A 23,021-nucleotide genomic window follows, 5' to 3' on the forward strand; every position below is an offset into this window, starting at 1 on the left:
AACGCTATCGTTGAACACCCGGTGTAAACTTGTGCCGGGAATGTCCCCTCTCATCGCGGCAGACCTTCAAATGGTGGTGCATCCATGCGGCCGGTGGACCTGGCGCGTGAACACGGCCTGTCCACCCAGGCGATCAGGAACTACGAGGACGTCGGCATCCTGCCCACCGCCGAACGCACCGTCCACGGTTACCGCACCTACACGCCGCGGCACGCGCAGGCGCTGCGCGCGTTCCTCGCCCTCGCGTCCGGTCACGGCCACCGGACGGCCACGTCGATCATGCAGGCCGTCAACCGGGGCGCCACCGAGGACGCGCTGCGGCTCGTCGACGAGAGCCACGGCCAACTGCTCGACGACCGCCGTACCGTCCAGGCCGTCGAGGCCGCGCTCCGTGATCTGGCGCCGGTGCCGCAGGAGCGCGGCGACACGTTCATCGGCCCCCTGGCCCGCCGGCTCGGCCTCCGCCCGGCCACTCTCCGCAAATGGGAGAGCGCCGGCCTGGTCCGGCCGCGCCGTGATCCGCGGACGGGCTACCGGGTGTACGACGCGGCCGACGTCCGGGACGTCCGGCTGGCCCACCAGCTCAGGCGGGGTGGCTACCTGCTGGAGCAGATCGCCCCGCTGATCGCCGAGGTCCGCTCCGCCGGAGGCGTCGCTCCGCTGGAGTCGACCCTGCGCGACTGGCAGGCCCGCCTGTCCGCCCGGGGCCGCGCCATGCTCAGGGGCGCCGCCGCCCTGGACGCGTACCTCCGCGCCCGGGAACCGTGAGGCCGGGCACGGCCACCGACGGCGCCGGAAGCGACCGCGCCGACGGCGGCGGACCTCCACACAGGTATTCCACCGGGGACGTCTCGACGAGAGGAGCCGCCGGGTCAGGTCAGCGGATCCATGTAGAGCAGCCGCAGGTTGTTCACCGGGGTCGCCTGGGCGACCAGGTACGCCGCCACCTGGGCCGGCGTCCAGGCCGGGTTGTTCTGCAGCACCCGGGCGGCCGAGCCGGTGACGTGGGGCGCCGCAAACGACGTGCCGCTCACGACGACCGTCGCGGTGTCGCTGCCGTACGAGGGCGAGAGGATGCTCACCCCCGGGGCGTAGATGTCCACACAGCTACCCCAGTTGGAGAAACTGCCCCGGGTGTCGTTGCTCTGGGTGGCCCCGACGACGAGCGCCTCGCGGACGGACTGGGGTGAGAAGTTGCACGCGTCGGTGTTGCTGTTGCCGGCGGCGATCGAATAGGTCACCCCGTCGGCGATCGAGTTGACCACCGCCGCGTTCAGCGACGTGCTCATGCCGACACCGAGGCTGATGTTGGCTGATGCCGGCTCGCCGGGATCGTGGTCGGCGGTCACCCAGTTGATACCGGCGATGAGCCCGGCCAACGTGCCGCTTCCGGCGCAGTCGATCACCCGTACCGGGACCAGGCGCACCTCCTTGGCCACCCCGTACGTCCGGCCGCCGACGATGCCGGCGACCTGGGTGCCGTGGCCGTTGCAGTCGTCGGCGGGGAGCGCGCCGTCGACCGCGTCGTAGCCCTGACCGGCCCGCCAACCGAACTCGACGTGGGTGAGGCGGATACCGCTGTCGATGATGTACGCGGTGACCCCACGACCCGTACTGGTGTAGCTGTACCCGGGCAGCGGCGTCGTCCGCTGGTCGATGCGGTCGAGGTTCCACGGCGCGTTGACCTGCGTGGTGGCCGTCCGCACGGTGTGGTTCTGTTCGACGAAGGCGACCGCCGGGTCGGCGGCGAGGCGGCGGGCGGCCGGTTCCGGCAGCCGTACCTCGAAGCCGTTGAGGGCGTGGCCGTAGCGGTGGCCGACCGTTCCGCCGTAGCGGTCGGCGAGATGGTCGGCCTGCTGCGCGACGGCGGCGAGCCGGGTGCCGGCCGGCCCACCGACGGCGCTGTCCCGGAGGACGACGAGGTAGCTCCCCGGAACGGCGGTGGCGCCGCCGTCCCGCAGGATCTCACCGACGGCGGGTGCCGCGCTCGCCGGACCGCCGACCGTGGCGGCGACCATGGCCGATACCGCGAGCACGCCGACGACACCCGATCGGCGTCGACGGGAAATGAGGGATGTCATGGTTCGGTCCTCCCTGCTCTGGCCGCCACGGCACGCACGGGCCGGGCGGTGGTGCGGACGGTACCGACGACGCTATCCGCTCAATCCAGGACAGTCGATGGCGAGGATTTCACGGCGGCGAGGTGCCCTTCGGAACGCCGCAGCCGGCCAGAGCCACGCCGTTCACCGCGCGACCAGGAGCTCCACCGTGTCCGGCGACAGCGGTCGGTCGCTGTAGAGCAGCCGGACGGCCGAGGGGTCGGGGTTGCCCGCGTCGGGGCCCCGCCAGACCAGTTCGAGCCCGGCGCGCTCCACCGTCCGCCGGGAGCGGTCGTTGCCCTCCACCAGGTAGGCGGTCAGCGGCAGATCCGGGCGCAGGTGACGCGCCCAGGTGGCGGCTGCTGCGTTGATCTCCTGCGCGTAGCCCCGTCCCCAGAACCGGGGGAGAAGGCGGAAGCCGAGGTTCCACGCGACGCCGTGGCGGAGGAAGCACCCCCCGATCCCGACGAAGGCGTCCGCCGTGTCCGGCTCCGCGCCCCAGGCGGTCCAGATGCCGAGGCCGTCCCGGTGCCAGGCGGCACGCCAGTTCTCGATCATGGCAGCGGTCTGCCCGACGTGGTGGTGGCGCGTTAGCGGGTCGGGCCCCCACACGCGCGGGTCGGCGTACAGGTCGAACACGGTCCGCAGGTCGCCCGGGCGGACTCCTGCGCCTGCCTAGCCTGCCGCCAGCTCGGCCAGCTGGTCGAAGGTGCGCACGAGGACCGCCCGCCGCTGCTCCCGGTATTCCGGACCGGGCTCCAGCCCGTCGATCGTCCGGTCCCAGACGGCGAGGAACCTGCTCTTCCAGTCGGCGATCGTCTCCGGGGCCGGCAGGCGGGCCCCCACGTAACTCTGCTGCGCGAGCAGGTGGAGCAGCTCCAGGTTGCAGGGCACCGCGACGCCCCAGTACTCGTCGGGCTCGATGCCGGTCGGGTCGTCGGACATCGCCTCGGCGACCTCGGCGATCAGCCGGTCGGTCAGGGCCGCCAGGTGGTCGGCCGCCGTGTCGTCGTCGAAGTTGCCGCTACCCCAGGTGCCCATTGATCCTCGTTCCCGCGTGCCCGATCGTTCGCGGCATTGAACCAGGTGCCACCGACACTGCCGAGGTGGCACCGCCCGCACCGGGGCGGCGGGGCGCCGAGCGCATGGCTCGGAGCCCCGCCGCCGCGCTCCGCGGGGCGAAACTAGGCGAACGTGTACGGCGTCAGGTACTCCGGCACCACGATCCGGGTACGCGGCGCGGCCCGGCGCACGGCGGCGAGGAACGAGTCGAGCCGGTCCCGGTCACCCGGCGTGACCGTCGGCGGGTTCCGCAGCGCCACCTCGAAATGGTCCCAGTGCACCGGCACCACCGTGGCCGGCCAGTCGAGCGCGGCCAGCAGACGCGGCACGTACTCGGAGGTGACGTCGGTGTTCGGCACCGCGATCATCGCGACGTCGGGGGCGAGTCCGGCGAGGTTCCGCTCGACGAAGTCGCTCGCGCCCATGAAGAACACCGACGGTCCGCCCCTCGGTGTCAGCAGGAACGCCAGAGTGCCCCCCTCCGGCAGGTCCTCGACCTTCTCCGGTCGGGCCGGCACCGCGACGCGGACGCCGGGAAAGGCCATCGAGTATCCGTTGTTGCGGCTGTGCAGCGCGGCCACCACCTCGACGGTGTGGTCGCCGAAGTCCAGCACCTCGCCACCGGACACTGGGCTCAGCTGGGAGGTGGGCAGGCCGTAGGCCATCCCGAGGTGGTACGCCGTGAGCGTGCCGAACACCCGGGCGCCCGAGCGGGCCGCGATGTGCGGCACGTCGTTGAAGTGGTCCCAGTGCGTGTGCGTCACCAGGATCGTCTTCGGCCTGCCCGGGTGGTCGGCGATGCGGGCGGTGTCGACGGTCAGCGCGGTGGCCGGATCGAACGCCCCGTCGAACAGCCCGGTGTGGTAGCGGCTCAGGTACGGATCCACCAGCACCGTCGTCGCGCCGACGTCGACGCGCCAGCCGGAGGTGCCGAGCCAGCGGAAGGTGGTGCCCGGACCGGACGAGCTGCGCCGACGGGGCGCGGCGGAGCCGGCGGACGGAATCGCGGAGGTGGTGGCCACCGTGGCCAGGGCCGCTCCGGCGGCGGTACCCAGGAACCGGCGGCGGCCGAGTGGTGAGTCGGTCATGGCGCGCAGCCAACCACCACCCGGCGTGGCGCGTCCAAGATGCGCGGGGCGCAGCCGCGATATCCGATCGCATATCGTCCCTGCCCGGCACGGCCGTGCCGGGGCCGGACGAGGCGACGATCACATCGCGCGCAGCGTCTCGACTGCGGCCCGGGCGGCTTCGCCCATGGCGAGGTCGACGTCGATGCGGCGGGTGGCCAACCGCTGGGTCCGGGCGAACACGGCGATCGCGTACCGGCCGCCGTCGGGGTACTGCGCCACGCCGGCCTCGATGTGCAGCCCCGGCAGGGTGCCGGTCTTGGCGGCCACCGGCACGTCCGGCGGGAAGCCGGACGGCAGCCGCGTCCAGAACAACTGCCGTGACATCAGGTCGCGGACCATCGCGCAGGCGGCGGGCGGCCCGGCCTCGTCCCGCCAGATCATGGTCAACAGCCGGGTGATCTCCCGCGCGGTGCTGGACGTGGTCTGCTCGGGATCGAACACCCGCAGCGCGCGTATCCGATCTTCGGACAGCGTGGCGAAGGTCCGGGCGAACTCGGCGGCGTCGCGCGCCCCGACGTCGGCGAACATGGTCTCCAGGAGCTGCCGGGGTCCGCCGATCACCCGGGTCCGGGTGAGCCCCAACTCGGCGGCGAGCAGCGGCAGCAGGTCCGGGCCGACCCGACGCATGAGCAGGTCGGCGGCGGTGTTGTCGCTCACCGACATGGCGAAGTACGCCAGGTCCCGCAGGGACAGCTCCACGTCGTCCGCGCAGCCGGCGGTGCCCCAGCCGCCCAGCCGGTCCCCGGCGCGTACGACCACCCGCTCGGTGGGGTCCAGTTGCCCGTTCGCGGCCTGCCGGGCGAACTCCAGCACCAGCAGGATCTTGAACACGGAGGCGATCACGACCTGCTCGTCCGCGTCGACACCGACCTCGTGGCCGGTGTCGACGTCGACCGCGTGCAGCCGCGCGTCGACCCCCACCCGTGCGAAGACGTCCTCCGGTGACATGGCGTCACCCTAGTGCTGTGTCCACTAACGTTCACCGGGTGTCCGGTGGGTTGTTGTGGATCCTCGCTGGTTGGGCGAGCGACTCCCCACCAATGGGTGGGGCGGGCCACAGCGGGCCATTCTGACTCTCACGTCGCCGGGTGGGCGGCGGGGGTCACGTCGGGACCGGCCGGCACCGGGTAGGTGCCGGCCGACTCGACGGTGCGTGACCACCCCAGGCAATACGACAGCCGTGGGGGTGGTGGATCCGCCGCCCGGTGTGCGGGTGGCGATGCTGGCCGCCGCGACGATGTCGCGGTGACCGGAGAACTGGCAATGCGGGCACGACAGGGTCCGCCCACGCGGCTTCGACACCCGCTTGCGGCATGCGGGGCAGGTCGACGACGTGCCACGCTCGTCCACCAGGTGCACGGTGATACCCGCGAGGGCGGCCTTGTCGGTGAGGATCTGCAGGAGGCGGCCGATCTGCCACTGCCGTAGCCGCAGGTTGTGCCGCCGCCCCGCCGACAGGTCCAGGACGCCGCGCGGGTCACCGACCTTGAGCATCCCGACCCGCTGGTCGACGGCCCAACCGATGACGGTGCGAGCGGCCTCGTGCTGGGCCTGCCGCACCCGCCGCCGATGCCGGCCCTCCACCCGCCGGACCCGAACCCGATACTTCCGCCACCGCCGTGACCCACGCTGGCCCGGTTTCGGCGCACGGCGGGCGGCGGCCCGTTGGCGGGCTTTGGTGTCGGCGAGGTGCATGCGGTGCTCGGCGCGGATCGCCCGCCCCGACACCAACAACGCCTCCCCGCCAGGACCGGCCACCGCGTACGGATGGATGATGCCCACGTCCACCCCGGCCGCCCTGGTCGGGTCCGGCTCCTCACCAGGCGGGTAGACCGTGATCGGGACTTCGGCGGTCACGTCGAGGAACAGGCGGCCGCCCTCACACAGCAGAGTGATCGAGCGGACCTGATCGACCGGGTACGGCACCTTACGGGCCAGACGCACCCACAAAGGCCCGGTGCCTCGTGCGGTGGGGATGCGCACGCGGCGGCCGTCGAGGGTGAACGTGCCGTGATACCACCGCACGGGCACCAACCCCCGCCGACGACGCGGGAACCTCGCCGACACGTCACCAGCCTTGCGGCGTCCCGCCGCCGCGAACCACGCATCCGAGAACCGCCGCAACACCGACCGCCCGCCGGTCGAGTCCAGCTCGCCGAACGTGCCCGGCCCGGACGCCGACAACTCCCGACACAACTCCTGGTAACTCGTCAACGGCGCGTCCTGACGGCGGCGCCGCCACGTGTTGACCTCCAACACGCACGCCCACACGTCCCCGGCGGAACGCAGCAACCCGAAACACCGCCGCCGCTGCCCCGACGTCACCCGCAACCCGACGCGGGCAGTGCGATGCACCACCCGTGGCGCACCCGGATCCCGACGACGAGGCATAAGACCCAGCCAACACCACGGGTACGACAATTTTCACAACCGACCGATTACCCGATCAACATTCAAAGACGAGGCAATAGCTATCGTCGGTCCGGTGGATCTCTTCCGGCATCTGCGCTACTTCGTCGTGGTGGCGGAGGAGCTGCACTTCGGCCGCGCCGCCGAACGGCTCGGCATCGCCCAACCCCCGCTGAGCCAGGCGATCCAGCGGCTGGAGCGGGAGCTGGGCGTCGAGCTGTTCGACCGCTCCCGGCGTCGGGTCGAGCCCACCCCCGCCGGCCGGCTGCTCCTGGACCAGGCGCGCGGGCTGTTGGCCGGCGAGGAGCGGATGCGCGCGCTCATGCGGATGGTGCGTGAGGGCACGCTGGGTACGCTTCGTGCCGGAGTGCCGCCGGAGACGCCCGCGGTCACCCTCCAGGCCCTCCTGCGCCGCCTGGCCGACCGGGTGCCGGGTCTCGACGTCGACCTTCAGGAACTGACCACGGGCGAGCAGGTGCGGATGCTCGCCGACGCCCGGCTCGACGTCGGGCTGCTCCACCACCCGGTCGACGTCCCGGACCTGCGGTTCGGCCCCGCCGTGCGGGTGCGGCTCGGGGTGGTGCTGCCCCGGGTGTCGCCGTTGGCCCGCCTGCCCGAACCGACCCTCGCCGATCTCGCCGGCCACGACCTCGTCCTGCCGCCCCGCGTCACCGCCCCGGGCTGGCACGACCATGTCCTGGACGTGTGCCGACAGCACGGCTTCGCGCCGGCCCGGGTCCGGCACGCCGACAATCCCGAGTTCCTCATCGGCCTGGTGCTCGCCGGGCGGGGCGTGGCGTTCGTGCCGGAGAGCACCGCCCGGCGGGAGCCGCGCGTGGTCTGGCGACCCCTCGCCGGACATCCGCTGATCCGGACCACCTCCGCCGCCTGGCCGGCGCAGGCACCACACCCGGCGGCGGAGCGTTTCGCCGACGTCGCCGCCGAGACGCTTGCCGAGGCGGCTCCCGCGCCGGCGGTCCTGCGGGCACCCGAGGCACCGGACCCGTGGACGGTCGTGTACGCCCCACGCGTCACCGACCCCGCGGGACACCGCAGGCCGCCGGCCGAGGAAACCTAGGCGTTGTTAGCTAGATTTTCTCGGTGGGATGGGGTAGCGTTCTTCAAGTCGAGAACAGAGAACCACCACGACGCAGACGCACCGCCCGGCCGTGAGGTCACGACGGGCGCGGGGGACGGAAGCACCTTCTGCCGTCTTCCATCGCACAAACCAGCGGCACACCGATGCCGGTGGACCGTTCAGCAAGGGAAAGAAGAGGAAAGGGAGGGCCTTACACCGTTGGATCGCCCGCCGTCAGCCGTGAAGCAGGCTGGGCGGACACCGTAGTTTCCATCGAACGAAAGGTGGTCTCCGGTCACGCTTATGCGATCCCCGCACCCGAAGCCGTCATATCAGGCCGGTGCGGAAACGACTAGCCGACACTCCTGTCGGCAGATGGTGTTCTGACCCGTAACCCTGGGCCCCGGCGCGTAAGCGCCGGGGCCCTCGACATGGAGGTGACATGGGGCAAAACCCCGATGACATGTTCGGCGACGAGGACTACCCCGCCTACACCATCGGCCAGGCCGCGGAGATGCTCGACACCTCCCAGGACTTCCTGCGTCGGTTGGACGAGGCGAAACTGATCGACCCGCACCGCTCCGCCGGTGGCCACCGCCGCTACTCCCGTTATCAGCTGCGTCTGGCCGCCCGAGCCCGAGAGATGGTGGACCAGGGCACCGCTCTCGAGGCCGCCTGCCGGATCATCATCCTCGAAGACCAGCTCGAGGAAGCCCTTCGGCGGAACGAGGAGCAACAGGGGACGCAGCAACCCGGTTGACCAACCCGTCCCGGTGGAATGCCCCTGCCCCACGTGATCTTCTGGCCGACCCCGACCTGCGGCGCCGCCTGCTCCGGCGGCTCCGCGCGGGTCAGCGTGCCGGCGGCGAGCCCGACGACCAGGCTCAGTGCGCTACCTCCATCTTCCCTCGTACGTACGCTCCTCCCCGGGCGGCGGTCGCGGCAGCTTCGGCGGCCCGGTCGGCGGTGGCGACATCGAGGGGGTCGCCGCTGATCAGCAGGCGGTAGTAGAGCGGTGCCGACACCGCGCGTATGACCTCATGGCTGTCGGTGCCGTCGGGTACTTCACCGCGGCTGACGGCCTGTTCCACGCAGGGTGCCCATTCCCTGATGCGGATGTCGTAGAACCGGCGTAGCGCGTCAGCCGTTCGGGGGTCGCAGGTGGCTGCCGCGATGACCGCCTTGAACAGCGCGCCTTGGCGTGGGTCGGTGAGGGTTCGCTGCACGAGCCGCGCGTTGGCTCGCAGGTCGGTGAGGAGTGCGCCGGTTTCGGTGCGGGGGAGCGACTGCTCGGCCATGTCCATGAGCAGGTCCGCGACCAGGCCAGCCGGTGATCGCCAGCGGCGGTAGAGGGTCGTCTTGCCCACATCCGCCCGACGGGCGATGTCGGCGAGGTCCAGGTGGTCGAAACCATGCTCGGCGAGCGCGTCCCCGGCGGCCCGCAGGACCGCCGCGCGTACCCGCGCCGTGCGCCCGCCGGGACGAACGGTTCCGGCTGCGGTCTCGTCAGCACTCATAACGGGCCTCCCGTTTCGTTTAGGGCTCGCGCGGCTGCTATCGTAGCCAGCGTCTTAATGGAACGCTGGAACCGTTAGTGGTCCCGGCTGATGAGCCACGGCAGTCCCGTGGCCACGGGAAGAGGCACCATGGAATACCGACGGTTGGGTGCATCCGGGCTCAAAGTCCCCGCGTTGAGCTTCGGTGCCGGCACCTTCGGCGGCCGAGGACCACTGTTCGGCGCCTGGGGGACCACGGATGCTCGGGAGGCACGCCACCTCGTGGACATCTGTCTGGAGAACGGCGTCACGATGTTCGACACCGCCGACGTCTACTCCGACGGCGCGTCGGAGGAGGTGCTGGGACAGGCGATCAAGGGCCGCCGGGACGAGGTCATCCTGTCCACCAAGAGCGGCTTGCCGATGGGCGACGGACCCAATGACGCCGGCTCCTCCCGCCTGCGGCTGATCAGGGCGTGCGAGGACGCGCTGCGTCGACTCGGTACCGACTACATCGATCTCTTCCAGTTGCACGCCTTCGATGCCGGCACGCCGATCGAGGAAGTGCTGTCCACACTCGACGGCCTCGTGCAGGCGGGCAAGGTCCGCTACCTCGGTGTCTCGAACTTCGCAGGCTGGCAGTTGATGAAGTCGCTCGCCATCGCGGAACGGCGTAACCACCAGCGCTACGTCGCCCACCAGGTCTACTACTCCCTCCTCGGCCGCGACTACGAGTGGGACTTGATGCCCCTGGGGCTCGACCAGGGTGTCGGCGCGGTCGTCTGGAGCCCGCTCGGGTGGGGCCGGCTCACCGGCCAGGTGCGCCGCGGACAGCCGCTACCGGCGCAGAGCCGGCTGCACCGAACCGCCGACTACGGCCCACCGGTCCAGGACGACGACCTCTTCCGGGTTGTCGACGTCCTCGACGAGATAGCTCAGGGAACCGGCAGGGCCATCCCGCAGATCGCCCTCAACTGGCTGCTGCAACGGCCCACGGTCTCATCGGTCGTCATCGGCGCTCGCAACGAGGCGCAGCTCCGCCAGAACCTCGGTGCCGTCGGATGGACGTTGACCCCTGCCCAGATGGCCAGACTCGACGCGGCGAGCACACGAACAGCGCCCTACCCGCACTTCCCGTACCACCGTCAGGAGGGCTTCGCCCGCCTGAACCCACCGGTCGTGGGCAGCGCGGATCGACCGGCCGCCCGCAGCGGCGGGGCAGGCCGTCACGTGCCGCAGAACGTCCGGTAGGTGCCGAAGTCCGGTGGGGCGGGAGCGGCGTAGCGGTCGAGGCCGGCGCGTTCGTCGTAGGGGGCGGCCACGGCGTCCAGCAACCGTTCGAGCGGAGCCAGGTCGCCGTCGGTCGCGGCGGCGAGAGCCTCCTCGACGAGGTGGTTGCGGGGGATGTAGACCGGGTTGACCCGGTCCATCGCGTCGGCGTCCGGCCCCAGGGCACGCCAGCGCGTCAACCAGTCGTCGACCGGGGCGGGGTCGGGGAACAGGCGGCGCACGGGCCCGGCCTCGCCCCGGGCGGCGACGGCGAGCGTGCGGAAGAAGGACGTGAAGTCGACCTGGCCTGCCCGCAGCAGGACGAGCAGCTCCTCGACCAGCGGCGGGACGACCGCCGGGTCGAGGCCGTCAGGCAGGCCGAGCTTGGCCCGCATGCCGGCGGTCCAGTCCGCGTCGTAGCGGCGGCGGAAACTACCCAGTGACTCCGTCGCCAGGGCGACTGCCCGCTCCTCGTCGTCGTGCAGGAGGGGGAGGAGGGCCTCGGCGAGCCGGGCGAGGTTCCACTCGGCCACCGTCGGCTGGTTGCCGTAGGCGTAGCGCCCGCCGTGGTCGATCGAGCTGTAGACCGTGGCCGGGTCGAAGGCCTCCATGAAGGCGCACGGCCCGTAGTCGATGGTCTCGCCCGAGATCGTCATGTTGTCGGTGTTCATGACCCCGTGGACGAACCCCACGAGCATCCACCGCGCCACCAGCGACGCCTGGGCGGCGACCACCGCCTCGAAGAGGGCGAGGTACGGGCGCTCGGCCCCGGCGGCGCCGGGGTGGTGCCGGGCGATCGCGTGGTCGGCGAGGCGGCGCAGGAGGTCGACGTCGCCGGTGGCCCGGGCGTACTGGAAGCTCCCGACGCGCAGGTGGCTGTCGGCGACCCGGGCGAGCACCGCCCCCGGCAACGGGGTCTCGCGGTGCACCGTACGCCCGGTGGCCACCACGGCGAGGGACCGGGTCGTGGGGATGCCCAGGGCGTGCATGGCCCGGCTCACGACGTACTCGCGCAGCATCGGGCCGACCGCGGCCAGGCCGTCGCCGCCGCGTGCGAACGGCGTGCGGCCGGAGCCCTTGAGGTGCAGGTCGCGGAGGCGGCCGTCCGCGTCGACCAGTTCGCCGAGCAGCAGCGCGCGCCCGTCGCCGAGCCGTGGGGAGTATCCGCCGAACTGGTGCCCGGCGTAGGCCTGCGCCACCGGGTTCGCGCCGCCGGGGACGGCGGTGCCGACCAGCAGCCGCACGCCGTCGGGGCTGCGCAGCCACCCGGGATCGAGGCCCAGTTCGACGGCGAGCGGCTCGTCGAGCACCAGCAGTCGCGGGTCGGGGGCCTCCTCGGCCTGCCAGGGCACGGCCATCTCCGCGAGTTCACGGGCGAAGCGGCCGTCGAGGGCGCCGGTCGGTGGCGGGGCGATACTCACCCCGACAAGGGTACGGGGGACCCGGGGAAGGGCCCCCGGTCCCACGGCCGTCGTGCTGCCGGACCAGGTCGTCACCGGCGACACGGTCGCCCAGCGCTTCGCCGAGGCGCACGACCTGCTGGACCGGCACCCGTACGCGGTGCTCGCGGCGATGATCGACGACCCGGTCCGGCTCGCCAACGACGGCGCCCTGCGGCTGCGCGGCGACGGTCCGGTCCGCATCATCGAGGACGCGGCGGACAAGCCGCCGGACCCCTCCGGCTTCAACGCCGCCTGGGCGACGGTCTTCGCGGCGGCGCGCCACCGGGACGGGCTGCCCGGGATCGTGCTCGGCGCGGGCGCCGCCGCCCTGGTCGACTCGCCGGCCGTGCTGGTCGACGGGTTCCACAACGTCAACCGGGTGGACGACCTGTGACCGGGGCGCGCAGGCGACTGCTCTTCGACGCCGGGGACTACCCGGTGTCCCAGGCCGCCGCGTCCGGGCTGGCCGTTCGGATCGCCGAACTGGCCGAGACCCTCAGCGACGGGTTCGCGGTCACTCCCGGGTGGAACGCGCGACGACCCTGACCAGCCTGGTCACCGCCGGCCGGGTCGGCGTGCGGGACCTCACCGGGTCGGCCACCCTCGACCACCTGGTGACCTCCGTGCCGATCGGCTTCAGTCGGCACAGCCGGCTGGTCGCCGAGCGGACCACGCCCGAGCCGCTCGCCGACGTGCTGTGGACCGGCGGCATCCCGGACACCTGGGAGATCGTCGAGGCGCTGGAGAAGCGGATCGCCGAGCGTGCCGTGGCCGACCTGGTGACGGTGGTGCGCCGACCCGTGACGCACCGGGACCGCGACGCGTACCTCACCGCCGCGCGGGCCTTCGTGTGCGTGGCCCGGCCGGGCGTGGAGAACGACACCTGTGTCCGCCTGCGCATCCGCGACAGCAGGCTGTACGGGGTACCCATGATCGTCGACGGCTTCGGCGCGGCGCGCTGAACGCCTCCTGCGGCCACGGCCATCCCCGGCTGATCGAGGCCGCCCGACGGCAGATGGCCCGCCTGGCGCACTACGACCTGGTCAACGCCGCCCATCCGCCCGCCGAACGGATCACCGAACGGCTGGCCGCGCTGCTGCCCGGCGACCTGGGCCAGACCCTGCTGGTCAACAGCGGCTCGGAGGCCACCGAGGCCGCCGTCCGGATCGCCCTGGACCACTGGCGCAACGTCGGCGAGCCCCGCGACCGGGTGGTCACCTTCGCCGCCGGCTACCACGGCTCGACCGCGTTGGCGCTCGCGCTGTCCGGCCTGCCCTACACCCACAGCGGCTGGGCCGACCCGTTCCCGGTCCACCGGGTGGCGCTGCCCGACACCGCGCTCGGCGCGGACCGCCGCCGACGGCGCCGCGCTGGCCGCCCGCTTCGCCGAGGCGTTCGCGGCGGGGCCGCCGCCCGCCGCGGTGCTGGTGGAACCGCTGCTCAACGTCGGCGGCGGCATCGTACTGCCCGCTGGACTGCTGGCCCGGATCCGGCGCTGTGCGACCAGCACGGCACCCTGCTCGTCGTCGACGAGGTGGCCAGCGCCACCGAACTGGCCACCCTGATGATCGAGATCGGGGCCGCGTTCGGACTGCGCTGCCATGCCATGATCAGCGACATGGACCAGCCGCTGGGCTGATCGGCGGGGAACGCCCTGGAAATCCGGGAGGCGGTGGACGTGCTCGGGGTAGCGGAGGTGCCGGGGCTCACCGAGCTGTGCGTCACCCTGGCCGCCGAGGCGGTGCTGCTCTCCGGTGCCGAGACCGACCAGGACCGGGCCCGCGAGTAGGTCCGCGCGGTGCTGGCCGACGGCCGCGCCCGCGCGGCGTTCCGGCGCTGGGTGGAGCCGGCCGGCAGGTCAAGAACGCGCCGATCGACCACGCCGTCGGGGTGACCCTGCACAAGCGGGTCGGTGACCGGGTCGTCGCCGGTGAGCCCCTGGCGCAGGTGCACCACCGGGGTACCGGGCCGGTGCCGGTGGACCGGGTGCGGGACGCCTTCACCGTCGTGCCGGAGCGGGTGCCGTCCGCGCCCGCCGTGCACGGCGTGCTCCGTCCGCACCGCTGAGTCGCCCCCACCTGCCTGCCTTATGGGTCCTATGTGCTGACTTGCGCACTTCGGAGGGCCGAGTCCATACCCACTGAAGAAGGCAGACGACAGTCGGAAAATGACGGCTTCTTGACATTCCGAAATTGCTGATCTCGCCTGGTTCGTAGCATCGACGGCATTGGTCCGGTCGCACAGACAATCGAAGGGAACAACCGTGACTGAGCAATTCTCGCATTCACCACGGCGTCGTCGGGCAATTCTCGCGGGCGCGTTGAGCCTGCTGCTGGCCGTCGCCGGCGTGGGGTCGTTCACCGCCGTGGCCACCGCCAAGCCGTCTGCGGTCACCAGCAAGAACGCGGCGACCGTGCCGGCCGGTGTCTCCGCACAGGGGATCGGTGTCCAGGCGGTGCCGGGCAACTGGACTCTCGCTTTCGACTGGTATTGCGACGGCAGCTACAGCACCACCCCGATCGTTTTCAACGCTAATGGAACGTGGAGTGACGGTTCCGGCTACTCGGGACCGTGGGTGTCCGTCGCCGGCATGTTGACGTTCACCTTCAACAATTCGGAGACGACATATTCCGGTGTCGTCGCCAGCAGGTCGGTCACCGGCATCCAGACCACCTTCACCGGACTCAGCGGGTGCTTCTACATGCTGCAGGGCGGTGCGCTGTCGGCCGCCGGCAGTCACGACGACCCCCGCGATGCGGCCGGCAGGTCCTGACCGGACAGGCGCCCGCGGCCGTCCCCTGACGGCCAGCCGGAGCCGTGCTCACCGGCCCGGGTACGCGGTCACCGCGTACCCGGGCCGGTCCCGCTGCCCGACGTCCCACGCCGGACCCCCTCAGCCGCCGGTGAGGACCAGGTCGACCGTCCGCCCCAGCTCCCGTCCCCGGCCGGGGCGCGGTGCACCGGGACGCCGTGCGAGAAGAGGCCGGGCGTGCGCAGGTAACCCGGCAGGCAGCGGCCGTGGGAGTTGGTGACCAGCCTGGGGTGCGCGCCACCCCGGACACCTCGCTGAACGCCTGCAGCAGCGCCTCGGTGGCCAGGGTGAACTCGGTGACGCCGTGCGCCGCCCAGGTGGCCGTCGTCGGCGTCGTCGACGAGCGCGGACGACGGCGGTTGCCGGAGACGGCGTCCCCGGTCCACAGTCGGAGGTGTCGAACGGGTGTCGCGACGACCAGTCGCTCCCGGACCACCGCGATCGTGACGCCCCCGGCGTCCGGGAAGGAACAACCGCGTGCCCACCGCGCCGTACCGCGACCCCGCCCTGTCGGTCGCCGACCGTGTCACCGACCTGCTCGCCCGCATGACCGTGCCGGAGAAGGTCGGCCAGATGCTCCAGCTCTCGGCCCAGGACGGGGTGCGCGACATGGTCGAGCGGGTGCACGTGGGATCGATCCTGCACGCCTCACCCGAGCGTGTCGTCGAGGCGGTCGACCTGGCCGCCCGGACCCGGCTGGGCATCCCGCTGCTCGTCGCCGAGGACTGCATCCACGGCCACTCGTTCTGGGCCGGCGCGACGATCTACCCCACCCAGCTCGGCATGGCCGCCACCTGGGACCCGTCGCTGGCGGAACGGGTCGCCCGGGCCACCGCCGTCGAGGCCGCCGCCACCGGGGTCCACTGGACCTTCTCCCCGGTCCTGTGCATCGCCCGGGACCTGCGCTGGGGTCGGGTCGACGAGACATTCGGCGAGGACCCCTTCCTGATCGGCGAGTTCGCCTCGGCGATGGTGCGCGGCTACCAGGGCGCCGGCCTGGCCGACCCGACGGCGGTGCTGGCCTGCGCGAAGCACTTCGCCGGGTACTCCGAGACCCAGGGCGGCCGGGACGCCAGCGAGGCCGACATCTCCCGGCGGAAGCTGCGCTCCTGGTTCCTGCCGCCGTTCGAACGGGTCGCCCGCGAGGGCTGCCGTACGTTCATGCTCGGGTACCAGTCCATCGACGGCGTGCCGGTCACGGTGAACGGCTGGCTGCTCGACGAGGTCCTGCGCGGCGAGTGGGGCTACTCCGGCACCCTGGTCACCGACTGGGACAACGTCGGTCGGATGGTCTGGGAGCAGCACATCCACGCCGACCACGCCGAGGCCTCGGCGGCGGCGGTGCGGGCCGGCAACGACATGGTGATGACCACACCGGGCTTCTTCCAGGGGGCCCAGGACGCGATCGCCCGCGGGCTGCTCGACGAGAAGGACCTGGACCGGGCGGTCGCCCGCATCCTCACCCTCAAGTTCGAGCTGGGACTCTTCGAGGACCCACGCCGGCCGGACCCGGCGCGCCAGGCGCAGGTCATCGGCAGCGCCCCGCACGCCGCGCTCAACCTGGAGGTCGCCCGCCGCAGCCTGGTGCTGCTCCGCAACGACGGCACGTTGCCGCTGGCCGGCGGACTCACCGCCGACGACACCGGCCGCGCCGTCGCCGGGGACGACCCGACGCCCCGCCGGATCGCGGTGGTCGGCCCGAACGCCGACGACCCGCACACCCAGCTCGGCGACTGGGCCGGCGCCTCCGGACAGGCCGACTGGCTGCCCGACGGGCACCCGCGCGACCTGACCCAGACGGTCCTGGACGGGCTGCGCGCGCACGTGCCGACGGACTGGACCGTCACCCACGCCCGTGGAGCCGACATCCTCACCCTCGGGCCCGACCCCGCCGGTGCGTTCTTCCCCGACGGGCAGCCCCGACCTCCCGTGGTCGTCCCCGCCGCGCCCGACGAGCGGCTGATCGCCGAGGCCGTCGAGGCGGCCCGGAACGCCGACTACGTGGTCGCGGTCGTCGGGGACCGCATCGAACTGGTCGGCGAGGGCAAGTCGACCGCCACCCTGGAACTGGTCGGCGCCCAGGTCGCCCTGCTCGACGCGCTCGCCGCCACCGGCCGGCCCCTGATCGTCGTCCTGATCGCGTCCAAGCCCCTGGTGCTGCCGCCCGCCGCGCTCTCCGCCGCCGCCGTGGTCTTCGCCGCCAACCCGGGCATGCGCGGCGGACGGGCGATCGCCGAACTGCTGCTCGGACTCACCGAACCGGCGGGCCGGCTGCCGATCTCCTTCGCCCGGCACGCCGGCCAGCAGCCCACCTACTACAACCAGATCCGGGGCCAGCACGGTACCCGCTACGCCGACCTCACCCAGAGCCCGGCGTTCGCCTTCGGCGAGGGCCTGAGCTACACCACCGTCGAGTACACCGACCTGCGTGTGCTGACCCCGACGGTCACCGTGCGGGACACCCTGCGGGCCCGGGTCGAGGTCCGCAACACCGGGCGGCGGCCGGTCCGGGAAACCGTGCAGGTGTACGTCAGCGACACGATCACCTCGGTCACCTGGGCGGAGAAGGAGCTGAAGGCGTACCGGCAGGTCTCCCTCGCCCCCGGCGAGGCCCGTACGGTCGAGCTGACCCTGCCGGTGGCGGACTGCACGCTCGTCGACGCCCACGGCGCGCGGGTCGTCGAGCCCGGCGCGTTCGACCTGCTCGTCGGGGCGTCCTCCCGGGACGAGCACCTGCTGCGAGCCACCTTCACCGTCGTTCGCTGACCTCCGGCTGGACCGGCCACGGGCACCCGTCGGACGGTCTGCCGAGAAGGAACGGCGGCATCGGTGCGCAGGCGGTGGTGGCGCGGGTCGGGCGGAAACCATCCGGTCCGCGCCACGGAGTCGTGTCGAATTGGGACAGTGGCCGAGGCACGGGGCATCGCTGCCGTCTTGGAGGTCCTCGCGGACCGATCTCAAAAGCGGGGCAGCGTAGGGCATGACCCGACGGAGGCTTGGGCCTACTGCGCGGGGTCGTGGAGGTCGGGGCGGTGGTCCTTGATCCAGCGTTCGACGTCCTCCGTGCGCCAGATCCGGCCGACCGACAGGACGGCGACCGGGTCGGGGAAGGTCTTCGAGTTGGTGATCTGGTAAGCGCGCGTACGGGAGACGCCCAGCATCTCCTGCACCTCCTGGCTCGCCACGAGCCGAAGCTTCCCCATGACGTCACGTTAAGAGCATGCGATCTGAACACCTGCTCTCTGATCGAACGCTCTGTTCACATGTTCCCTTAGCGAGTAGGCTGTTCAACTGTTCACCTTCTCGGTTGATCGATGAGGGAGGCGAGGCAGGGTGTCCAGTCGGTGGAAGTGGTTCTTGCGGCCGGGGGAGGTCGTGCTCGACGTGGTCGGGCAGGTGTGTCCGGACCGGGGCATCCCGGGGCGGTGCCGGCGGCGGGCGGGTGCTCAGGGCGTACCCGATGAAGCGACCGGGCCGGACGACGGCGCGGGGCGGGCGGCGCGGCCCGGGGCGCGACGGACGCCCCTGGCCGGGGTCAACCAGCGGGCGGGCCGCTACCGACGGCATGACGTGCCGTGACGGTCGGCGCGGCGGGCCGGACGGCGAGGGGAAGGGGAGGCCAATGGCGGAGGTGACGGTGTCGACGGTGCCGCGCCGGCAGCTCGGACGGATGCTGCGGGAACTGCGGCTCGCCGCCGGGGTGACGCTGGACGCGGCGGCGGAGGCGCTGGAGTGCAGCCGGCAGAAGGCGTGGCGGATCGAGACCGGCGGTGGCACCGTGCGCGGGGTCGACGTGCGGGGGATGTGCGAGCTGTACGGCGTGGCCGCCGACCTGACCGCCGCGCTGGTCGCCCTGGCCGGCGAGACGCGGGCCAGGGGCTGGTGGCACGCGTACGCCGAGGTGCCGGCCTGGCTTGGCCTGTACGCGGGAATGGAAGCGACGGCCCGGCGGCTCAGCGAGTACGCCGACACGCTGGTGCCGGCGCTGCTGCAAACCCCGGGGTACGCGCGGGCGCTGCACGACGTCGACCCGGAGCTGACCGACGACGACCGGGAACGGCTGGAGCGCGCCCGGCTCGACCGCCAGGCTCTGCTGCGGCGTCGGTTGCCACCGCCGCCCCGGCTGGACGTGGTGCTCTCCGAGGCGGTGCTGCTGCGGGTGGCCGGCGGCCCGGCGACCATGGCCGGGCAACTCCGGCACCTGCGGCAGGTGACCGCGCTGCCGCACGTCTCGGTGCGGGTGCTGCCGCTCGCCGCCGGGCTGCCCGTCGGGGCCGAGGCCGGGTCGTTCGTGCTGCTGGACTTCCCGCGCGACGGCAACCGGGCCGTGCCGGAGCCGCCGGTGGTCTACCAGGAGTTGGTGACCGGGGCGCTCTATCTGGACCGGCCGGCGGAGCTGGCCGCCTTCGAGCGGGTGTGGGCGAGCCTCGACTCCCTCGCCCTCGACCCGGAGGAGTCCCGACGGTCTATCGGCAAGATCGCCGAGGAGGTGCACCACGGGGCGGGCGCGGAGCCGGAGAGCCTGGACGGCTGTACGGGCGGATTGCCTTGTCCTGCAAGCGATTCACCGTGTCGGCAACCCGATCCGAATGAGCCCGTAGGCCGACTTACCCGTTGCGGGTGGGGTGGTTAAAGTGCACATGCTTCCGGAGGATCATGGCTCTCACGTTCCATGAGGCGACCTCTGCCGTAAGCCGTGACCTCGTGAACGCCCGCAGAAAGGCCCGGACCGAGTGGTACCTGAGATCGTGGGACGCAAGGGTCCCCTTGCCGGGCGACGGATTCCGGTCGGCGACACCCGGTTCACCTTCGGCCGCCTGAGCGACAACGATGTGGTGATCGCCAGCGGGGGCGTCTCCCGTTTCCACGCGGAGGTGGTGCGCGAGGAGCGCGGTTACGTGCTGTACGACCGGGGCAGCCGCAACGGCACGCTGGTCAACGGCCGACGGGTGAACTCGCACCTCCTCCAGCACGGCGACCTGATCACCATCACCGACGAGACGTTCTGTTTCGAGGTGACGGCCGACGTGACCACGATGATCTCCGACCTGACCCTCTTCCAGCCTCGCACCGAGCCGGCCGTGGTGGTCGACCCGGGTCCCGTCCTGCGGGTTACCGTCTCGGGTGGTGGGCCGGTCGGGCTGAGCCTGGCGCTGCTCCTCGAACGTCTCCTGGGAGACCGGGTCGCCGTCACCGTGTACGACGGCCGCTGGACCCAGGACGGTTCGCGGGTCGTGTGGAAGAACGAGGCGCAGGGCAACGTACGGCGGCAGCAGGTCGTGACCGTCCAGAGTCGCCAGTACCTGAACCTCCCCGAGGATGTGCAGGATCGGCTCTTCGTCCCCGGGGCGTACTCCGAGATGTGGCCGTCGGGTCCCGACTCGATCCGCGGTTACGGCCCGCGAAACATCCGGATCGCCTACATCGAGGACAAGCTCCTGGAGTTGGCGAACGAGAAGTCCGAGCGGATCCGGCTGGTGCCGGCCAGATTCGACGCGGCCGAGCAGCACCAGACCGTCACCAAGGATCATGTGCTCGCCATCTGCGAGGGAGCGCGATCCCGTACCCGCGAGCACTTCACCACGAAGTTCGGCATCGCCGACAGTTCGATCTACTCCCTGGACGGCCGACACCTACAGGACGTCGTCCTGGGCCTGCGGGTGAAGTCCGACCTGCCGGATGCGATGAGTGTCCTGCTGACCGTGGCCCAGAACCGCTTCCTGCTCAACTCCCTGGGCGGCGAGGGCTTCCTGAACATGCGCCTCACCGACGCCGAGGCCGCCGAGGTCGTCGGGCTCGACCCGGTGCGTCGTGAATTCAAGGACTGCATCGCCTCCCGACCGTGTCTGATGGCGAGGGAGGACGACGGCGACTTCCAGTGCTCCACCCACGGCACACTGTTCCTGCCCGCCCTGCTCCGAGCCTCGCCGCTGTGGAAACGGGTGATGGAGGGGTTGGCGTTCTTCGGCGTCGCCCCGGAAAATTTGAGCGCCGTCACCGCGTTCCGCCTGGACATGGTGCAGCGACCACGCTTCACCGCCCGGTTGTACGCCCCCACGTCGACCACTCCGGGCACCTACGGCTTCCTGCTCGGGGACGCCGCCAACTCGATCCACTTCTGGCCCGGGCGTGGGCTCAACAGCGGGCTGGCGTCCGCCATCTCCCTGGCCCGGTCGCTCGCCAGCGGCTGGAACGGCAGACCCTTCCGGGACGCCGACTTCGTCCGGCACGAAGCGGCGATGTCGATGCTCCAGTACCGGCACAAGAGCCGTGCGTGGAACGCGATGGTGACGACCGATGATCAGGGCGTCAACTGCGCGATCAAGGACGTCATCGCCGACGTCATCGCCGAGAGCGGCGGCGCACCGACGACGGGCGGTCCGGACCGCGAAGCGGACATCGAGACGCTCATGGAGCGGATGCGCGAGATCCGCGCCCGGCTGTCGTCCCGCCTCACCGGCCTGCCCGACGACCAGGTTCTCCGGGATCACCTGCGGACGCTGAAGAGCGAGACCGTGCGGACCCTGCTGGCCAGCGGAGCCTGGGACACGCTGACCGTCGGCGGGGAAGAGGTCGACATCGACATCTTCTACCGGCAGGAGTCGCCCGTTCCGTCCTGATCCGTCCACCCGAGGTCCACCACGACCGAGTCCAGGCTGTGCGTCCGTTTCTCAGTCATGGCCCGACCGACAGTTGGCCGGGAGTGACAACCGGTTCTGTTTGGCCTGTCAAGGTTGCTGTGCGTGTTGTCGATCTGATTGTCTTGCCGGGCTCACGGGCGCGGGTCTACAAAGGACGGGGTGCGGGATGGCCACGGCACAGGAGACGACGCTGCAAAGCCTCTTGGAGGGTGCGAAGCAGTAACTTCCGCCTCTACCAGCGAACCTACTCGTGGACCGAGCTCCAACTCGCCCGGATCTGGGAGGACGTCTGCCAGCTCGCCCGCGACCGGGCGGACCACCCGGGCCCTCACCGTCCGTGCGTCGCGTCGTCCTGACGGCTGGCCGACCGCCGCGACATAGTGGCACAGGTTTCCAGACCGGGCGCAGATCCTCTTCCGAACCGCTGTTCAGCTTGGCGTCGACCGGACGGACTCGTCGAGATCCTCGACAAGTCCGAGGAACGCACGGTCGGCCTGGGCCAGGGTCGGCGGACCGTAGAGCGGCGAGACCAGGACCCGTCGACAGTGGTCGAGTTCGACGTACACGGTTCCACCCGCTCCACCAGGGTTGGCGAGCACGGCGAACCGGTGCGCGCTATCCGCGCAGTCCCTCGCAGGGGGCAGCGTGGTCAGCGCCAGCTCCACGGACTTCCGTTGCTGCGGTGAGAGGGTCCGTCCGTACGCGAAGTCGCCAACGGGATCCGTGAGCCCGATCTCCTCGGCGGGGACGCGGTACCCGCACAGCCGCACCGGAGCGGCAGACATGAACGGGACCGATCCCCGGCCCAGCCGTACCGAGGAGTCGGGATGGCCGGTCTCGGAGGCCACCACGTTCCGGTGATCCTGCGAACAGCCGGACCTGGCCGCGCCGGCCGACTCGATCTCGCGGACGACCCGCTCCGAGATAGTGGTCAGCCGCAGCCCTCGCACCGCCGTCACCAGTTCGGGGAGCGGCGTGCCGCAACCGTCCACCGGGATTCCGGGCCGGATCCACCGGCCCCGCCCGTCGAGCAGCAGCAGGTTCGGCACCCAGGGCATTTCCAGGGTGCAAGCCTCGGGACCGGTCGACGTGTCGGGTCGGCGCAGCGCGGTGAGCAGGACTGTCAGGTCAGTGGCCCGACCTTCGGTGAGAACCAGGTCGAGGCCACCGTCGGCGCGCCACCGGTGGTCGAGCTGACAGTGGATCGCGGCCGTCGCGGGGAAACCGCCGTCGAGGCGCGGCAGGGTGAGTGCTACTCGGGGCGGCTCCGAGTCCATCGGCGCGTCAACGGCGCAGGAGGCCCATTCGGCGTGAACAGTCGGTGCGCCCGTCACCCGCACCGGGGATCGTGCCCCCTGGTCGGTCGGCGACTGCGCGACGGTGACGGTCCCGCAGGACGCCAGCGCGGTCACGGCCGCCAACAGGCCGAGCCCTCGTACGATCTGACGCATGGCACTCCTCGACGAGCGGTAGCCGAAAGCGGTGAGGGGTGCCGATCGGACGACGTGGGGCCGAGAGGGTTTCCCGGCGGTCCGTCGACCGAGACTGGTCACCGAAGGCTATCGAACGTGTGGGAACTTGTC

Annotated in this window: 23 protein-coding genes and 1 pseudogene; 14 read left to right on the forward strand and 10 right to left on the reverse strand. The window is 71.7% G+C overall.

Annotated elements, in window-relative coordinates; translation table 11 throughout:
* Positions 1–84: 84 nt before the first annotated feature.
* The gene (locus tag GA0070618_RS24760) at positions 85–768 is read left to right on the forward strand and encodes a TioE family transcriptional regulator (protein WP_088983764.1); all 684 of its coding nucleotides are present in this window, start codon (positions 85–87) and stop codon (positions 766–768) included.
* Positions 769–872: 104 nt separating this feature from the next.
* Here the strand turns inward: GA0070618_RS24760 and GA0070618_RS24765 are convergent, their stop codons facing one another.
* The 6 genes and pseudogenes from GA0070618_RS24765 to GA0070618_RS24790 all read right to left on the reverse strand — a co-directional run bounded on the left by GA0070618_RS24765 (position 873) and on the right by GA0070618_RS24790 (position 6,649).
* Positions 873–2,081, reverse strand: a complete 1,209-nt coding sequence (locus tag GA0070618_RS24765) for a S8 family peptidase (RefSeq protein WP_088983765.1) — start codon at positions 2,079–2,081, stop codon at positions 873–875.
* Between the two features lie 162 nt (positions 2,082–2,243).
* Positions 2,244–2,750, reverse strand: a pseudogene (locus GA0070618_RS24770) (GNAT family N-acetyltransferase); the annotation flags it as partial.
* A 24-nt stretch (positions 2,751–2,774) separates the two neighbouring features.
* Positions 2,775–3,140 carry a DUF4259 domain-containing protein gene (locus tag GA0070618_RS24775; RefSeq protein WP_088983767.1) on the reverse strand — a complete coding sequence of 122 codons (366 nt, stop codon included), beginning with the start codon at positions 3,138–3,140 and terminating at the stop codon, positions 2,775–2,777.
* A gap of 143 nt (positions 3,141–3,283) precedes the next feature.
* Positions 3,284–4,249, reverse strand: coding sequence for an MBL fold metallo-hydrolase (locus GA0070618_RS24780; RefSeq protein ID WP_088983768.1), 966 nt, complete (start codon positions 4,247–4,249; stop codon positions 3,284–3,286).
* A 120-nt stretch (positions 4,250–4,369) separates the two neighbouring features.
* A complete protein-coding gene (locus GA0070618_RS24785) occupies positions 4,370–5,239 on the reverse strand; it encodes a serine hydrolase (RefSeq protein WP_088983769.1) in 870 nt (289 codons plus the stop codon).
* Positions 5,240–5,263: 24 nt separating this feature from the next.
* Positions 5,264–6,649, reverse strand: a complete 1,386-nt coding sequence (locus GA0070618_RS24790; protein WP_170107849.1) for an RNA-guided endonuclease InsQ/TnpB family protein — start codon at positions 6,647–6,649, stop codon at positions 5,264–5,266.
* A 127-nt stretch (positions 6,650–6,776) separates the two neighbouring features.
* On the opposite strand from GA0070618_RS24790, the gene GA0070618_RS24795 reads away from it, so the two are divergent.
* Complete coding sequence (locus GA0070618_RS24795; protein ID WP_088983771.1) at positions 6,777–7,778, forward strand: LysR family transcriptional regulator; 1,002 nt, start codon at positions 6,777–6,779, stop codon at positions 7,776–7,778.
* A 442-nt stretch (positions 7,779–8,220) separates the two neighbouring features.
* A complete protein-coding gene (locus GA0070618_RS24800) occupies positions 8,221–8,538 on the forward strand; it encodes a helix-turn-helix domain-containing protein (RefSeq protein ID WP_088983772.1) in 318 nt (105 codons plus the stop codon).
* Positions 8,539–8,662: 124 nt separating this feature from the next.
* Here GA0070618_RS24800 and GA0070618_RS24805 read toward each other — a convergent pair whose 3' ends face one another.
* The gene (locus GA0070618_RS24805; RefSeq protein WP_088983773.1) at positions 8,663–9,295 is read right to left on the reverse strand and encodes a TetR/AcrR family transcriptional regulator; all 633 of its coding nucleotides are present in this window, start codon (positions 9,293–9,295) and stop codon (positions 8,663–8,665) included.
* Between the two features lie 129 nt (positions 9,296–9,424).
* Here GA0070618_RS24805 and GA0070618_RS24810 point away from each other — a divergent pair, with 129 nt between their 5' ends.
* Positions 9,425–10,525: an aldo/keto reductase gene (locus GA0070618_RS24810; RefSeq protein ID WP_088983774.1), complete on the forward strand. Its 1,101-nt coding sequence runs from the start codon at positions 9,425–9,427 to the stop codon at positions 10,523–10,525.
* Here the strand turns inward: GA0070618_RS24810 and GA0070618_RS24815 are convergent.
* Positions 10,501–11,964: a protein adenylyltransferase SelO gene (locus GA0070618_RS24815; RefSeq protein ID WP_088983775.1), complete on the reverse strand. Its 1,464-nt coding sequence runs from the start codon at positions 11,962–11,964 to the stop codon at positions 10,501–10,503. The two genes, GA0070618_RS24810 and GA0070618_RS24815, sit on opposite strands and share 25 nt — an antisense overlap.
* Before the next feature lie 52 nt (positions 11,965–12,016).
* On the opposite strand from GA0070618_RS24815, the gene GA0070618_RS24820 reads away from it, so the two are divergent.
* From GA0070618_RS24820 to GA0070618_RS24845, 7 genes are all read left to right on the forward strand, one after another.
* Positions 12,017–12,379, forward strand: a complete 363-nt coding sequence (locus GA0070618_RS24820) for a hypothetical protein (protein WP_088983776.1) — start codon at positions 12,017–12,019, stop codon at positions 12,377–12,379.
* Positions 12,376–12,531, forward strand: a complete 156-nt coding sequence (locus GA0070618_RS33665) for a hypothetical protein (protein WP_157749004.1) — start codon at positions 12,376–12,378, stop codon at positions 12,529–12,531. Before GA0070618_RS24820 ends, GA0070618_RS33665 begins: the two co-directional genes overlap by 4 nt.
* The gene (locus GA0070618_RS24825; protein WP_088983777.1) at positions 12,510–12,947 is read left to right on the forward strand and encodes a hypothetical protein; all 438 of its coding nucleotides are present in this window, start codon (positions 12,510–12,512) and stop codon (positions 12,945–12,947) included. Before GA0070618_RS33665 ends, GA0070618_RS24825 begins: the two co-directional genes overlap by 22 nt.
* Positions 12,836–13,624: an aminotransferase class III-fold pyridoxal phosphate-dependent enzyme gene (locus tag GA0070618_RS24830; protein WP_197701634.1), complete on the forward strand. Its 789-nt coding sequence runs from the start codon at positions 12,836–12,838 to the stop codon at positions 13,622–13,624. The genes GA0070618_RS24825 and GA0070618_RS24830 overlap by 112 nt, the downstream gene beginning before the upstream one ends.
* A 197-nt stretch (positions 13,625–13,821) precedes the next feature.
* A complete protein-coding gene (locus GA0070618_RS34870; RefSeq protein WP_269148508.1) occupies positions 13,822–14,052 on the forward strand; it encodes a hypothetical protein in 231 nt (76 codons plus the stop codon).
* Positions 14,053–14,305: 253 nt separating this feature from the next.
* Positions 14,306–14,758, forward strand: coding sequence for a hypothetical protein (locus GA0070618_RS24840; protein WP_088983779.1), 453 nt, complete (start codon positions 14,306–14,308; stop codon positions 14,756–14,758).
* A 516-nt stretch (positions 14,759–15,274) separates the two neighbouring features.
* Positions 15,275–17,563, forward strand: coding sequence for an exo-beta-d-1,3/1,6-glucosidase (locus tag GA0070618_RS24845; protein WP_231931445.1), 2,289 nt, complete (start codon positions 15,275–15,277; stop codon positions 17,561–17,563).
* A 236-nt stretch (positions 17,564–17,799) separates the two neighbouring features.
* Here GA0070618_RS24845 and GA0070618_RS24850 read toward each other — a convergent pair whose 3' ends face one another.
* Positions 17,800–18,000: a helix-turn-helix transcriptional regulator gene (locus GA0070618_RS24850; RefSeq protein ID WP_088983780.1), complete on the reverse strand. Its 201-nt coding sequence runs from the start codon at positions 17,998–18,000 to the stop codon at positions 17,800–17,802.
* 419 nt (positions 18,001–18,419) lie between these two features.
* On the opposite strand from GA0070618_RS24850, the gene GA0070618_RS24855 reads away from it, so the two are divergent.
* From GA0070618_RS24855 to GA0070618_RS33675, 3 genes are all read left to right on the forward strand, one after another.
* A complete protein-coding gene (locus GA0070618_RS24855) occupies positions 18,420–19,430 on the forward strand; it encodes a helix-turn-helix domain-containing protein (RefSeq protein WP_088983781.1) in 1,011 nt (336 codons plus the stop codon).
* A gap of 115 nt (positions 19,431–19,545) precedes the next feature.
* Entirely contained in the window at positions 19,546–21,417 is a 1,872-nt protein-coding gene (locus GA0070618_RS24860) for an FHA domain-containing protein (RefSeq protein ID WP_197701635.1), read from the forward strand.
* A gap of 230 nt (positions 21,418–21,647) precedes the next feature.
* A complete protein-coding gene (locus GA0070618_RS33675) occupies positions 21,648–21,794 on the forward strand; it encodes a hypothetical protein (protein WP_157749006.1) in 147 nt (48 codons plus the stop codon).
* A 72-nt stretch (positions 21,795–21,866) separates the two neighbouring features.
* Here GA0070618_RS33675 and GA0070618_RS24865 read toward each other — a convergent pair whose 3' ends face one another.
* Positions 21,867–22,889 (reverse strand): hypothetical protein, encoded by a 1,023-nt coding sequence (locus GA0070618_RS24865; protein ID WP_088983783.1) that lies wholly within the window; start codon positions 22,887–22,889, stop codon positions 21,867–21,869.
* Positions 22,890–23,021: the final 132 nt, after the last annotated feature.

The organism is Micromonospora echinospora, assembly GCF_900091495.1.
Taxonomy (GTDB): domain Bacteria; phylum Actinomycetota; class Actinomycetes; order Mycobacteriales; family Micromonosporaceae; genus Micromonospora; species Micromonospora echinospora.

Coding starts and splice junctions, on each gene's coding strand:
- GA0070618_RS24765 (WP_088983765.1), bottom strand. CDS start 2,081: ATGACATCCCTCATTTCCCGTCGACGCCGATCGGGTGTCGTCGGCGTG.
- GA0070618_RS24780 (WP_088983768.1), bottom strand. CDS start 4,249: ATGACCGACTCACCACTCGGCCGCCGCCGGTTCCTGGGTACCGCCGCC.
- GA0070618_RS24855 (WP_088983781.1), top strand. CDS start 18,420: ATGGCGGAGGTGACGGTGTCGACGGTGCCGCGCCGGCAGCTCGGACGG.
- GA0070618_RS24775 (WP_088983767.1), bottom strand. CDS start 3,140: ATGGGCACCTGGGGTAGCGGCAACTTCGACGACGACACGGCGGCCGAC.
- GA0070618_RS24760 (WP_088983764.1), top strand. CDS start 85: ATGCGGCCGGTGGACCTGGCGCGTGAACACGGCCTGTCCACCCAGGCG.
- GA0070618_RS24810 (WP_088983774.1), top strand. CDS start 9,425: ATGGAATACCGACGGTTGGGTGCATCCGGGCTCAAAGTCCCCGCGTTG.
- GA0070618_RS24800 (WP_088983772.1), top strand. CDS start 8,221: ATGGGGCAAAACCCCGATGACATGTTCGGCGACGAGGACTACCCCGCC.
- GA0070618_RS24865 (WP_088983783.1), bottom strand. CDS start 22,889: ATGCGTCAGATCGTACGAGGGCTCGGCCTGTTGGCGGCCGTGACCGCG.
- GA0070618_RS24850 (WP_088983780.1), bottom strand. CDS start 18,000: ATGGGGAAGCTTCGGCTCGTGGCGAGCCAGGAGGTGCAGGAGATGCTG.
- GA0070618_RS24805 (WP_088983773.1), bottom strand. CDS start 9,295: ATGAGTGCTGACGAGACCGCAGCCGGAACCGTTCGTCCCGGCGGGCGC.
- GA0070618_RS24785 (WP_088983769.1), bottom strand. CDS start 5,239: ATGTCACCGGAGGACGTCTTCGCACGGGTGGGGGTCGACGCGCGGCTG.